At 73.4% G+C, this 13,509-nt stretch carries 10 protein-coding genes; 5 read left to right on the top strand and 5 right to left on the bottom strand.

The window, feature by feature from the left end; all coding sequences use genetic code 11:
• Positions 1 to 71 precede the first annotated feature (71 nt).
• Positions 72 to 1,490, bottom strand: a complete 1,419-nt coding sequence (locus tag O7623_RS26180; RefSeq protein ID WP_282225614.1) for an NAD(P)H-quinone dehydrogenase — start codon at positions 1,488 to 1,490, stop codon at positions 72 to 74.
• 133 nt (positions 1,491 to 1,623) lie between these two features.
• On the opposite strand from O7623_RS26180, the gene O7623_RS26175 reads away from it, so the two are divergent.
• Positions 1,624 to 2,079: a gamma-glutamylcyclotransferase gene (locus tag O7623_RS26175; RefSeq protein WP_282225613.1), complete on the top strand. Its 456-nt coding sequence runs from the start codon at positions 1,624 to 1,626 to the stop codon at positions 2,077 to 2,079.
• Between the two features lie 44 nt (positions 2,080 to 2,123).
• Here the strand turns inward: O7623_RS26175 and O7623_RS26170 are convergent, their stop codons facing one another.
• From O7623_RS26170 to O7623_RS26160, 3 genes are all read right to left on the bottom strand, one after another.
• Positions 2,124 to 2,864: a hypothetical protein gene (locus O7623_RS26170; protein ID WP_282225612.1), complete on the bottom strand. Its 741-nt coding sequence runs from the start codon at positions 2,862 to 2,864 to the stop codon at positions 2,124 to 2,126.
• 108 nt (positions 2,865 to 2,972) lie between these two features.
• On the bottom strand, positions 2,973 to 3,908 hold the full coding sequence (locus tag O7623_RS26165; protein WP_282225611.1) for a hypothetical protein: 936 nt from the start codon (positions 3,906 to 3,908) through the stop codon (positions 2,973 to 2,975).
• Between the two features lie 9 nt (positions 3,909 to 3,917).
• Positions 3,918 to 4,547 carry an MBL fold metallo-hydrolase gene (locus tag O7623_RS26160; protein WP_282225610.1) on the bottom strand — a complete coding sequence of 210 codons (630 nt, stop codon included), beginning with the start codon at positions 4,545 to 4,547 and terminating at the stop codon, positions 3,918 to 3,920.
• A gap of 124 nt (positions 4,548 to 4,671) precedes the next feature.
• On the opposite strand from O7623_RS26160, the gene O7623_RS26155 reads away from it, so the two are divergent.
• A complete protein-coding gene (locus O7623_RS26155; RefSeq protein WP_282225609.1) occupies positions 4,672 to 5,769 on the top strand; it encodes a DUF4349 domain-containing protein in 1,098 nt (365 codons plus the stop codon).
• A 43-nt stretch (positions 5,770 to 5,812) separates the two neighbouring features.
• Here O7623_RS26155 and O7623_RS26150 read toward each other — a convergent pair whose 3' ends face one another.
• A complete protein-coding gene (locus O7623_RS26150; protein WP_282225608.1) occupies positions 5,813 to 7,072 on the bottom strand; it encodes an amidohydrolase in 1,260 nt (419 codons plus the stop codon).
• Positions 7,073 to 7,546: 474 nt separating this feature from the next.
• Here O7623_RS26150 and O7623_RS26145 point away from each other — a divergent pair, with 474 nt between their 5' ends.
• From O7623_RS26145 to O7623_RS26135, 3 genes are read left to right on the top strand one after another with little or no spacing between them, the layout of a single operon-like run.
• Positions 7,547 to 9,631 carry a serine/threonine-protein kinase gene (locus tag O7623_RS26145; protein WP_282225607.1) on the top strand — a complete coding sequence of 695 codons (2,085 nt, stop codon included), beginning with the start codon at positions 7,547 to 7,549 and terminating at the stop codon, positions 9,629 to 9,631.
• A 4-nt stretch (positions 9,632 to 9,635) separates the two neighbouring features.
• Entirely contained in the window at positions 9,636 to 11,414 is a 1,779-nt protein-coding gene (locus O7623_RS26140) for a phospho-sugar mutase (RefSeq protein ID WP_282225606.1), read from the top strand.
• Positions 11,415 to 11,472: 58 nt separating this feature from the next.
• On the top strand, positions 11,473 to 13,491 hold the full coding sequence (locus tag O7623_RS26135) for a hypothetical protein (protein WP_282225605.1): 2,019 nt from the start codon (positions 11,473 to 11,475) through the stop codon (positions 13,489 to 13,491).
• The last annotated feature ends 18 nt before the right edge of the window (positions 13,492 to 13,509 follow it).

Below are 13,509 nucleotides of genomic sequence, written 5' to 3'. Positions count from 1 at the left end.
TAGCGGCCACCGCCGCGTCAACCGTACGCGGTGACGGCGGCCTTCCGCCGCCCCGAAAAGTTTCCAGTTAATTACTCTTCGTCATGCCACATCAGCTGACGTGCGGCTTCAGCGATTGATCCGGACAACGAAGGATAAATTGTGATTGTGTGCGCCAACTGACTGACCGTCATGTGGTTCTCCACCGCGACGGTGATCGGCATGATCAACTCGCTGGCCTTCGGCGCCACCACCACCCCGCCGATGATCTGCCCACTGGCCGGGCGGCAGAACAGCTTGACGAAGCCGTCGCGCAGGTCGGCCATCTTGGCCCGGGCGTTGCCGGCCAGCGGCAGCATCACCTGCCGGGCCTGCACCCGCCCGTCGTCGACCTCGTCCTGGGAGACGCCGACGGTGGCCAGCTCCGGATCGGTGAAGACGTTCGCCGCGACCGTGCGCAGCCGCAGCGGCACCACTGCCTCGCCGAGCGCGTGCCACATCGCGATCCGCCCCTGCATCGCGGCGACACTGGCCAGCGGCAGCACCCCGGTACAGTCGCCGGCGGCGTAGATACCCGGCACGTTGGTCCGCGACACCCGGTCGACCGGCACGTGGCCGCTGGGCGCGACGGAGACTCCGTACTCGGCCAGCCCCAGGTCGGCGGTGTTGGGCACCGAACCGACGGCGATCAGGGCATGCGAGCCGGTCACCGTACGGCCGTCGGCGAGCCTGACCTCGACGCCGTCGCCCGCACCACCGTCGCCGGTCCGGGTGACCGCCTCGGCCCGCGAGTTGTTCAGGATCGTCATGCCGCGTGCCCGGAAGACCTGCTCGATCGCCATCGCGGCGTCGGCGTCCTCGTGCGGCATCACCCGGTCCCGGCTCGACACCAGGGTGACCGGCACCCCCATGGCCAGGTAGGCGCTGGCGAACTCGGCACCGGTCACACCGGAGCCGACCACGATCAGGTGCTCGGGCAGCTCCGGCAGGTCGTAGACCTGGCGCCAGGTCAGGATCCGTTCGCCGTCGGGCACCGCCGTCGGCAGCTGCCGGGGGGTGGCGCCGGTGGCGACCAGTACGGTCGAGGCTTCGATCGCGTACTCTGCGTCACCGTCATGCGGGCGGACCATTACCCGGTGGGTGTGACCGAGCGTGTCCTCGCCGAGCCGGGCGGTGCCGGCGACGAACGTCACACCGGCTTTGACGAGTTTGCTGTGCACGTCGGCCGACTGGGCGAGCGCGAGGCGCTTGACCCGGGCGTGCACCGCGGCGGCGTCGACGGTCACGGCGTCGAGCCCTTCGGAGTCGATGCCGAACTCCTCGGTGTCCCGGTATCCGGTCACCACTTCTGAGCTGGCGATGAAGGTCTTGGACGGGACGCAGTCGGACAGTACGCAGGCCCCGCCGGCGCCGTCGGCCTCGACGACCGTGACCTCGGCATGCAGTTGTGCCGCGACCAGGGCCGCCTCGTAGCCGGCCGGGCCACCACCGATTATCACTATCCGCTTCAAAACGACTTTCTCCCCAAATTGGACTTTAGCGGTACGTTCCACCCGTCCGGTGCCGTCTCCCGACGGCACGCCCGACACGCGACACGCTCACTCGTATTCTCCCCCACCCCCTCGCCGGGCTATCGTCATCGCCGTGCGTCATTACGCCGCGTATGGCTCAAACCTCGACCCCGCACGAATGCGTGCTTACTGTCCGCATTCGCCCATGGTGGGTACCGGCTGGCTGGAAGGCTGGCGGCTCACCTTCGCCGGCGAGGGGGTGATCGGCTGGGAGGGTGCGGTCACCACCATCGTGGAGTCGCCCGGCGACCGTGTCTTCGTCGCACTCTACGACGTCCACCCCTGGGACGCCGCGCAGCTCGACGAGGTCGAGGGGGCGCTGTCGGGCACCTACCGGCGGCTGACCGTCCGGGCGGTCACCCTCGACGGCGAGATCACCGCCTGGGTCTACGTCTTCGACGGGTACGAGGGCGGGCTGCCCACCGCCTGGTACCTGTCCGAGATCGCCAACGCGGCCGAGAAGGCCGGTGCCCCGGACGACTACGTGGCGGCGCTGCGCGACCGGCCCACCCGTACCGCCACCGCCTGACCGCCACTGGCCGCTGAGCCGCCACGGTCCCCAGCGCGCCCGGCTCAGCGTCGGCGTACGTGTGCCGCCGCACCGGCGAGCAACTCGACCAGCTCCCGGCGGAGCCCCTGGTCGAGCACCGTGAACGCCTGCCCGGCCAACCGGTTCGTCACCTGGTCGGCCCAGAGCCGGCGGCGGACCAGCGGCCCGGTCGGCGGCCACGGCGGCGACCAGCCGGCGGCCACCGCCCCGCTGGCGCCCTCCGGGCCGGCGAGCACCGCCTCCAACGGCGTCAACCCCGCCACCCGTACGGCGATCAGGTGGGCCCCGGCCCGGTGCTCACCGAGCAGCCGGACCGCGACGGCGGCCCGGGCCCCGGGCGTGGTGTCCGGCACCGGCATCGCCCGCCAGGCGGCGAACAGCGGCATCCCGGTGGCGTCGGCGGCCCGCACCACCGGCTCGGCCAGCTCGACCAACCGCTCCACGATGGCGAGGTCACCGAGTTGCTCGGCGCCCCACCGGCAGCATTCGGCCATGCTCACCGAGGCTGCCTCGGCCGGGGTGGTGACCGCACAGGCAGCCTCCCAGCCGTCGGCGACCGCCTCGGGGGCGATGACGCCGATCGCGGCCGTCACGGTCGCGGCGGAGACCGGCCCCAGCACCCCGGCCCGCCCCGCCACATGGAACGCCCACCCGCCGAGCCCCAGCTGACGGGATCGGCGCAGGGTCTGCGGACATTCGCTGTACGCCGCCGTCAGCTCGTGCAGGCTGCGCCGACACGCGCCGGCGGCCTGGTCGGGATTCACCGCGTCGCCGCCCTTCGCCGCGCCGGCCGAGGTCGACGCTCCCAGCTGCCGGTCCCGGCAACCTCCACTGACCGATGTCGACCCCGGTCAGTCCCCGCAGTGGACGGATCAGCCGGGCTCCGGCAGATCCTCCAACACGGCGGTCACGTCGCCGACGTACCGTCGGGCGGCACTGACCGCCCGCTCCGCAGTCTTGCGGGCCACCTTACGACGAGCAAGCTCCTGTTCGGCAGCGGCCCGACGACGTTCCCATTCGGCCAGTTGGCGGTGTGCCTCGGCGACCGCCTCGGCCGCCTCGTGCTCGGCGGCGGCAGCGCGGGCCAGATCGGACTGGGCGGCGTGCTGCCCGGCGTTGGCCTGGTCGAGCTCCGCGGTGAGCCGACGCCGCCGGTCGGCCAACTCCCGCGCGGCCCGGTCGGCAGCGGCCCGGTCCCGCTCCGCCCGATCGGCGGCGGCCCGGCCCCGCCTGGCCCGGCCGGCGGCGGCCCGGCCGGTGTCGGGCTCGTCGGCCACGACGTCGTCCGGGCCGACCAGGCGCAGCCGGGGGCGGGGCACCTCACCGAACCCGGCGTAGTCCACCGCCCGGATCAGCCGCCCGGAGCGCACCTGAGCCGCGATCTGCTCGTCGGACAGGGCCGCCGACAGGGTGGCCTCCACCTCGGCGAGGGGTAGTTTTCCGGCGGCGGCCGCCGGGTCGGCATCGACGGCGAGCGCGCGGGCCTGTGCGACCAGTGACTCGATCACCGCCCGCCGGCGCGTCGACAGCTCCCGCAGCGCCGGCCCGCGCAGCTGCCGTTGCGCCGACCGCAGCTGCCCGGACAGTTCCACCAGCCCGTCGATCAGGTCCGGGCGACGCAGCGCGAGCAGGTTGACCAACCAGGCGGCGACCGTCGGCTTGCGCAGTTTCCCGATGGCGCGGGCGGCGGCCGGGTCGCTGCCCCGCGTGGCGGCGACCGCCTCGGTCCGGGCCGCCACGAACTGCCCGGGTGGCAGGGTGTAGAGCCGGCGGACCACCTCGGCCGGTGCCGCGCCACCGCTGCTCATGCCCGGCACTCAGTCCAGCGTGGTGCCGGCCGGCAGCCGGGCGTAGTCGCAGCCGGCCAGCTTGCCCATCAGGTTGTCGGTGACGCGGTGGCCGGCGTCGTTGAGCAGGCCGTCGTGCAGGGCCAGGGCCCGCCGGGGGGCGACCGCCCGGACGAAGTCGACTGCTTCGGACAGTTTCATCCACGGCGCGCACACCGGCACGAACAGGGTCTGCACCGCCGCGTCGGCCGGCACGTCGAACGCGTCACCCGGGTGGTAGACCGAGTCGTCGACCAGGAAGCCCAGGTTGGGCACCCGGGGCAGGTCCGGGTGGATCACCGCGTGCCAGCCGCCGTACGCCCGGACCGGCATCCCCGCCGCCTCGAACCGGTCGCCGGCCTCGACCGCAACGACCGCGTCGCCGAGCACATCCAGTGTGGATGCCACAGACGGATGCGCGTGGACGGTCACCGACGGGCGCCGGGCGAGCACGTCGGCCAGCCGGTCGACGTCGAGGTGGTCGAAGTGCTCGTGGGTGACGAGGACCGCGTCGACCCCGTCGAGCGCGGCCGGCTCGCTGAACGCCCCCGGGTCGATCACCAGCACCGCGCCGTCGCGTTCCAGCCGTACGCAGGAATGCCCGAACTTGGTCAGTCGCACCGTGACCTCCCGACAACCGAATCGTGACCTGCCGCTTTGCAGTGTGCCGGAACCCGCCGGCGGTCGTGGCGCGTCTCAGCGACACCCGGGTGACACATCTGTGACGAGCCCAAGGAGACACCCCTTGACAACCAAGAACAAGCGTATTCACCGGCGGGTCGGGCACCGAGGCGGCGTCGCCGCCGGTGTGGCCCTGCTCGCCGGGTTGCTGGTGCTGGCCGGCTGCTCGGCGTCGGAGGACTCGGCGGGAAGCACGGCGGACATGCCGCAGCGGGACGTGGCCGGGGCGGCGGCTCCGGGCCCGGACGGCCGGCCCGAGGGCGGCGCGGCCGACGACGGCGGCAGCGCCCCGGAGGAGGCGGCGGGTGCGGGCGACAGCGGCGGCAACGCCGGCCCGGACGCCGCCACCCCGGTCGACCTGCGGGTCGGCGAGCGGTCGATCATCTACTCGGGGTCGATCACCGTCGAGGTGACCGATGTCGCCGGCAAGGCCAGCGAGGCGGCGACGATCGCCTCGTCGGTGGGCGGCTTCGTCGGCCGCGACCAGCGGTCCGAGTACGACGACCAGGGCCGCGCCACGTTGGAGCTGCGGGTGCCGGCGGCCGAGTTCGACCGGGTGGTCGACCGACTGTCCCGCCTCGGTGAGGAGATCAGCCGCGAGTTGAGCGTGCAGGACGTCACCGAGGAGGTGATCGACCTGGACGCCCGGATCACCACCCAGGAGGCCCGGGTCCGCAGCGGCCGGGCCCTGCTCGCCCAGGCCGAGACCCTCGCCGACCTGGTGATGTTGGAGAGCGAGCTCGCCAAGCGGGAGGCCGACCTGGCGTCGCTGCAGGCGAAGAAGCGCGGGCTGGCCGATCTGGTGACGTTGTCCCGGATCACCGTCGAGCTGGTGGGGCCGGGTACGCCGCCAGCGGCGGCGGAGCCGCAGACCGGGTTCCTGGCCGGGCTGGCCGCAGGCTGGGGGGCGTTCACCGCCTCGGTACGGATCCTGGTGACCGTGTTCGGGGCGTTGCTGCCCTGGCTGGTGGCGCTCGGCGTACCTGTGCTGGGGTTGCTCTGGGTGCTGCGGACCCGGCGCCGCCGTGGCTCGGCGGCACACACCGGACCGGCGCTGCCCATGGCGGCGGGCACGGCCGGGTCGGCGGCCCCGACGACGACCGCGACCAGTTCGGCGACCGCGCCGGCACCGCGTCCGGCGGCGGAGGAAACGACCCCTTAGCCGGTGACGACCCGGTAGCCGACCGGCTGACCCGGTAGTCGGGTCAGTCGGTCGCGGCCGACTGCAGGACGGTGTGCACGAGCAGGCGGACGCCGACGGCGATCGCCCGCTCGTCCACGTCGAACGATGCTCGGTGCAGGTCGCTGCCGGGTTCGGCGCGTCCGACCCCGAGCCGGGCGAGTGCGCCGGGCACGTACTCCAGGTACCAGGAGAAGTCCTCGCCACCCATGCTCTGCGGGGTGTCGGCGACGGCCGCCGGGCCGAGCGCGGCGGTGGTGGCCGCGGTGAGTACGTCGATCGCCCGGGCGTCGTTGACCACCGGTGGCCGCCCGCGCAGGTACTCGACGTCGACGGTCGCCCCGGTCGGCGCGACCACCTCGCGGATGATCTGGGTGACGATGTCCGGGGCCGCGTCCCAGGTGGGGCGGTCGAGCACTCGCAGGGTACCGGCGGCGCTGGCCTCGTTCGGGATGACGTTGTACTGGGTGCCGGCGGAGGCCTGCCCGAAGACCAGCAGCAGGCCGGAGTTGGCCGGGACCCGGCGGTTGACCAGCGCCGGCACCTCGGTGACGAGGCGGCCGAGCGCGTTGACCAGGTCGACGGTCAGGTGCGGGCGGGCGGTGTGCCCGCCGGGTCCGGTGAGCCGGACGCTGATGTTGTCGGCCGCAGCGGTGATCGGCCCGACCCGCAGGCCGACCTTGCCGACCGGCAGGTTGGGGTCGCAGTGCAGGGCGAAGATCTGCTCGACGTCGGCCAGGCCGCCGGCGGCGATGACCTCCAGCGAGCCGCAGGGCAGGATCTCCTCCGCCGGCTGGAAGATCAGGCGGACCCGCTGGCGCAGTACGCCGCGCTCGGCCAACTGGGCCAGCAGCAGCGCCGCGCCGAGCAGCACGGTGGTGTGCACGTCGTGGCCGCAGGCGTGGCAGGCGCCGGCCACCGTCGACCGGTACGGCACGTCCTTGACGTCGGTCAGCGGCAGCGCGTCGATGTCGGCGCGCAGCGCGGTCACCGGGCTGCCGGCGGGGCCGGCGTCGATGTCGCAGATGACACCGTTGCCCTTGGGCAGCAGCCGGGGGGTGAGGCCCATCGTGGCGAGCTGGTGGGAGATGAAGGCGGCGGTCTCGAATTCGTGACCGGACAGCTCGGGGTGGGCGTGCAGGTGCCGCCGGGTGGCGATCAGCTCCGGTCCGCGTACATCGAGCAACTGGTCCAGTCCGGCCGGCAGGGGGTGGGCACCTGGCAGTGGATCGGGCCAGGACGACGCCATCTCGCTGCCGGTGGGCAACGTCAACGCACTCGTCACGTCAGATTCTCGATCACTGTGGATGGGATGGGACTCCGACAGCCTAGACCGGGGACGGTAACGCTGCGCAACATCATTCGGGTAGTGGCCGCATCGCGTATTGTCATGGAATGCCTGGTAGAGGCGTTCGGACCGCTGCGGTCCGCCCCGATTGTCACCATCGTGGGCAGCCATGGGTCCCACACCTCCTACACCGAGTAACGACCTACGCAGCGTTGCGGACGTCGGTTCGACCGAAAACTGACAGATATCTGACTCTTGCAGCGCCGTCCGCCATAGGGCCTCCGACACCTGTAACGGCACAGTGAGGAGTTCGGCACCGAGAGTCCGATCCGGTGTACATTGAGCTATCACACAACGACACAGAGTGGACTTCTCACCAACCTCGGCGCGTGGCTTTCGTTCCGTCGAGGGACCCAGCAAGATAGAGGGGTTGGTTCCCCAGCCCCTCAACTTCTCTCGGCGGCTTTTCCTGTGACTCAGATTCCGACGTGGAGTGGCGGACCAGTCAGCTCTACCAGCACACGGGCGGCGCCCGGCACCACCATCGGTGGCCGGTACTCGTTGCGTGCCGCGGTCGGGCACGGTGGCATGGGCACCGTCTGGCGCGCCTCCGACACCCTGCTCCGACGTGACGTGGCGGTCAAGGAGGTCGTCCTTCCCCCAGGGCTGGCCCCCAGCGACCGCGACGCGATGTACGAACGCACCCTCCGGGAGGCCCGCGCGGCCGCCGCGCTGCAGCACCCGGCCGTCGTCCAGGTCTACGACGTCGTCACCGAAGGTGGCCGGCCGTGGATCGTGATGGAGCTGCTGGACGCCCGCAGCCTCGCCGACATGGTGATCGAGGACGGCCCGGTCGCCCAGCGTGCCGTCGCCAAGATCGGCATCGCGCTGCTCGGCGCCCTGGAGGTGGCCCACGCCATCGGGGTGCTGCACCGCGACGTCAAGCCCGCCAACGTGCTGATCTGCACCGACGGCCGCTGCGTGCTCACCGACTTCGGTGTCGCCCGGATGCCGACCGAGGTGCAGCTGACCACCCCCGGCATGGTGCTCGGCTCGCCGCACTTCATCTCCCCCGAACGCGCCATGGGCCAGGACTTCGGGCCACCGAGCGACCTGTTCTCGCTCGGCGTCACGCTCTACACCGCCGTCGAAGGGCGGCCCCCGTTCGACAAGGGCGACCCGATCGAGACCATGCACGCCGTGGTCGAGGACCCACCGGCACCGCCGGTGCGCTCCGGCCCACTGACCGAGGTGCTGCTCGGCCTGCTGGAGAAGGACCCGGCCCGGCGCTTCGACGTACCGACCGCCCGCAGCATCCTGCGCGAACTGCTCGCCGGCCCGCTGGCCAGCAAGGCCCCGGCCAACCTGGTCACCGACCCGTACGCGGTCGTCCAGCCGCAGCGGCCACCAGCCTGGCGCCAGCAGGCGCCGGCCGCGCCGGCACCGGCCCCGGCACAGCCCACCGGCAAGATCGGTGGACGGGCCATGATCGGCCCCGACGAGTCGCTCACCGACCGCCTCGCCGAGCTGCGCAGGGCCGGCCGGCAGATGCCCAGCGCCGCCCAGTGGTCCGCCGCCGGGCTGGACAACGCCAACCCGACCTCGCCCGCCGCCGGCCCGGTCAGTCCGGCCGCGCCACACAGCCCGACCGCACGACACTCGGCCGCCCCGCCGGCGCACCACCCGGCGGCCGGTCCGGTCGACCCGGCCGCCGACCGGACCGCGCCGATCGGGCAGGTCACCCCGCCGGGGCGGGGCGGCACCGCGGCGGTGCTCAGCCCGACCGGGGCGATGCCGGCACCCACCTGGAGCGAAGGGCCGCCCGGTGGGCAGCCGGGCTGGTCGTCGGCGCGCGCCGACCGGGGTGCCGGTAGCGGCGCCACCGCCGGTGCCATGCTCGACAGGGCGATCGCCGGGGTGCGCCAGACCAGCGCCCGCGCGGTCACCACCGTCAAGGGCTGGGACCGCAAGGTGCAGATCGGCGCCGCCGCCGGCGCCACCCTGCTGATCCTGCTGCTGTCCACGACGCTGTTCAACAGCGGCCAGCAGGAACCCCAGCAGCCGAGCCTCACCACTCCACAGATCACCGAGGAGCCGCCGCCGGCGATCCCGACGAAGACCGTCAACGAGCGCGGGGTCTCCGTCGCCGTACCGGAAGGCTGGGAGAAGGCCAGCGGCGGGCTGTACACCGACTTCGCCGACCCGGACGACCCTGGCCGTAAGGTCCGGATCGTGGTGGAGCCGTTCGGCTCCTCGGCCCAGCGGTGGGCCGAGGTCGCCGAGAACGGTCTGAAGAAGCCGGACAGTCAGTCCTGTGCGCGCCCGTACGCCCAGCTCGACATGACCACCGAGGTCGAGCTGGCCGGTCGGGAGGCCGCCCAGTTCGAGTACACCTGCGGCGACGGCGACAGCAAGCGGCACGGCGTCTGGCGGGCCGTGGTCGCGGGCGGCAAGGCGTACTCGTTCTTCCTGACCACTCCGGACGCCCGCTTCGAGGAGAGCAAGCCGATCTTCGACGAGATGGTCCGGACCTTCCAGCTCACCGAGGTCGGCTGAGTCGATGGCAGCGGACGTGCCGGCGCCGGCCGGTGACCTCGACGGCCTGCGTACCCGGGTGGTGGCCTGGCTGGACGACGAGCCGGACCCAGCCGCCCGCGCCGAGCTGCAGACCCTGCTGGCGGCGCTGCCGGACAGCGCCGCCGAGCTGGCCGACCGGTTCGCCGGGCCGCTGACCTTCGGCACAGCCGGGCTGCGCGGGCCGCTGCGGGCCGGCCCCAACGGGATGAATCTGCAGGTCGTGACGAGGGCGGCAGCCGGGTTGGTGGGCTGGCTCGCCGCGCACGACGCGACCGGGCCGCTGGTGGTCGGCTACGACGCCCGGTACGGCTCGCGCGCCTTCGCGGTCCGGACCGCCGAGGTGGCCACCGGTGCCGGGCGGGACGCCTACCTGCTGCCCGGCCCGCTGCCGACGCCGGTGCTCGCCTACGCCGTACGGGCGTTGGACGCCGCCGCCGGCGTGATGGTCACCGCCAGCCACAACCCGCCGCAGGACAACGGCTACAAGGTCTACCTCGGTGCGCAGCTCGGCGGTGCCGCCGGAGCCGGCGCGCAGATCGTGCCACCGGCGGACCGGCAGATCGAGGCGGCGATCCGGGCCGTCGGCCGCCTCGCCGACGTACCGCTCGGCGGCCCCGGCAAGACCCTCGACGACGAGATCGTCACCGGGTACCTGCGGGCCGCCGCGCAGGTGGTCCGGCCGACCGCGGCGACGGCCGCACTGACCGTGGCCTACACGCCGCTGCACGGCGTCGGCGCGGCGGTGCTGCGCGACGCGTTCACCACGGCCGGCTTCGCCGCCCCGCAGGTCGTCGCCGAGCAGGCCGAGCCGGACCCGGACTTCCCGACCGTGGCGTTTCCGAACCCGGAGGAGCCGGGCGCGATGGACCGGGTCGTCGCCCTGGCCCGGGCCACCGGTGCCGATCTGGCCATCGCCAACGACCCGGACGCCGACCGGTGCGCCGTCGCGGTACCGGTACGGTCCGGTGCCGACACCGATGGCACCGGCGCCGACGCCGTGGCCGAGTGGCGGATGCTGCGCGGCGACGAGCTCGGAGTCCTGCTCGCCGACCATCTGATGCGCCAGGGCCGACACGGCCGGTACGCCACCACGATCGTGTCGTCGTCGCTGCTGCGGGCGATCTGCGCGGCACGCGGCGAGCCGTACGCCGAGACCCTCACCGGGTTCAAGTGGATCGTCCGCGCCGGTCACGACTCCGCCGCCGCCGCTGCCGATTCCGACGCCCCGGCCGCCGGGGCAGGCGACGACGCCGACGTGCCGCTGGTCTTCGGGTACGAGGAGGCGCTCGGCTACTGCGTCGCGCCGGAGCACGTGCGCGACAAGGACGGCATCACCGCCGCGCTGACCGTGGCCGAGCTCGCCGCCACGCTCAAGGCGACCGGGCGGGACCTGACCGACCGGCTCGACGAACTGGCCGCCGAGTTCGGCGTACACCAGACCGATCAGCTCGCCGTACGGGTCGAGGCGCTCAGCGAAATCACCGAGGCCATGGCGTACCTGCGGGCCCACCTGCCGGCGACGCTGCTCGACGAGCCGGTCGCCTCGGTGATCGACCTGTTGCCCGACGCGGACGTGGTGATCCTGCGGACCGCCGGCGCCCGGGTCGTGGTACGACCGTCGGGCACGGAGCCGAAGCTCAAGGCGTACCTGGAAGTGGTGCAGCCGGTGCGTGACGGGGACATCGCCGCGGCTCGCGACCGGGCCGGTACGGCGCTGCGGCGGCTGCGCGAGGAGACGGCGGTCGCCCTCAACATCGGCTGATGTCCGGATATCACCCGTTAGGCGATACCAGTACCTATAGCGGGTCGTTTATCTGGGTATGCTGGCTCGCCGCTGCTTCGCTCACCTGACCGCCGCGACGCACCGGCGGTCCACGTTCTCCTTCGACCGGCAGGTCCGGCTGCTCCGGCTGGCCACCCGCCCCGGCCAGGTCGCCCGCCACTGGCTCGCCGTACGGCTGCGCCCGGCGGCCGCCGACACCGACGGCCAGCCCCGCCGCTGGACCATCCTGGACGGCCGGCCCGCACTCGCCGTCGTGGACACCGCCGTCACCCCGCTCAACGCCCACCGACGCAACCTGCACCTGGTCACCGACGCGCTGGCCCGGGCCGGAGTGTCGTACTTCGTCATTCCGGACAGCGACGGGCTGCGCAGCCGGGTCGGCGTACCGCAGCGCGAGCGGGGTGCCGCGCTGCGCGCGCTGGCCGGCACCGGCGCGCTGACCGCGACCGTCCCCGGTGGCCGGCCCCGGCCACTGCCGGCTCGCGCCGGCCGCCGGCTGCGCCGGGCCCCGGTGGTCCAGGTCTTCCAGCCGGTGACCAGCCCCGACGGCCGGCTCGCGTACGGCGGTCAGGTGGCCTGCGAGATCGAGTTCTGGACCGTCGACGGCGACCAGCTGCGGGCCCCCCGCGGCAACGGCTTCACCACCGCCGTGCCGACCGGCTCCGCCCCGGTACGCCTGACCGAGGCGGAGGTCACCGCGTTCGCCCCGGACGACGAGATCGGCCGGCACCTGTCCCGCGCCCCGTTCGCCCGACGACCCGCCGACTGGCCGGACTTCCCAGTCGACCTGGTCTGCTGCTGGACCGACCCGGGCGATCCCCGCTGGCGCACCCGCCAGCAACGGGTCACGTCCCGACTGCCCGGAGTCCTGCCTGGTGCCCGCCGCGCCGACCGGCACCGCCGTACCGGGACCGGCAACCTGACCAGCGGCTCCGTCGGCTGGGACGACAGTCACGGGCTGCGTCACCTGCTGCGGTCGGTGCACCTGTACGCCCCCTGGATCCGCCGGATCTTCCTGGTCACCGCGTACCAGATCCCCGGCTGGCTCGACCTGGACGATCCACGGTTGACCGTCGTGGACCACCGCGACCTGCTCGGCGGGCACGCCGTACTGCCCACGTTCAACCCGTGCACCGTCGAGTCGGCACTGCACGAGATCGACGGCCTGGCGGAACGGTTCCTCTACCTGCCCGACAACGTGTTCCTCGGCCGCCCCGTCACCCGTACGACGTTCTTCGAAGCCAACGGCGTGCCCCGGGTCCCGACCGGTACGGCGGCCGGGCCGGACGCCACCGTCCGGGGGATCGTCGCCGACCACTTCGACCGGCTGGTCACCACCACGGTGCCGGCCGGGGTACCGCTGCCGCTGCGCCGATCCACCCTGGCCGAGATCTGCACCAGCGCGCCCGACCTGGTCGAGCGGATCCGTGGCCACCAGGTTCAGCGCGGCGACGACGTGTCGCTGGTCAGGTCGTTGCACCACCACTGGTCGTTCCTGCGCGGCACCGCCGTACCGGGTCAGTGGCGGCACACCGTCATCGACCCGGCCGCCCGGGGTGCCGCCGCGGCGCTGCACCACCTGCTCGGCCAGCGGGACGTGGACACCTTCGGACTGACCGGCCCCGCCGACGGGGCGCTGCGCGCCGACTTCCTGGACCACTACTTCCCGACGGCCTCGCCGTTCGAGGTCAGCGCCGAGGTGGCCGCCGCCCGCGCCCCGTTCACCGCCACCGAACTGGCCCAGCGGCTGCTGCGACCGCAGGTGGGTCGGTTCCCGGCCGGCCCGCAACTGCGGCTGACGCCGGCCCTGCCGGCAGCACCGGCCCTGCCGGCAGCAGGGCTGCCGGCGACGCCAGGGCTGCCGGCGGCACCGGTCGCCCCGCACCAGCCGACCAGCCGTACGACGGAGCAGCTACCGTGGACCCAGCGGCCCGCTCCGGCCGACGCCGACCGGCGGCCCGACGCCGACCGGCGGCCCGACGCCGACCGGCGGCCCGCCGCCGACGCGGGCGTCCACGCCGACGCGGACGCCCTGGTCGGACGTCGCTGCGGCTGAGGTGTCGGCGACCCCTAA

This window comes from Solwaraspora sp. WMMD791, from assembly GCF_029581195.1.
Lineage (GTDB): Bacteria > Actinomycetota > Actinomycetes > Mycobacteriales > Micromonosporaceae > Micromonospora_E.
This window is presented reverse-complemented; position numbering and strand designations above follow the sequence as displayed.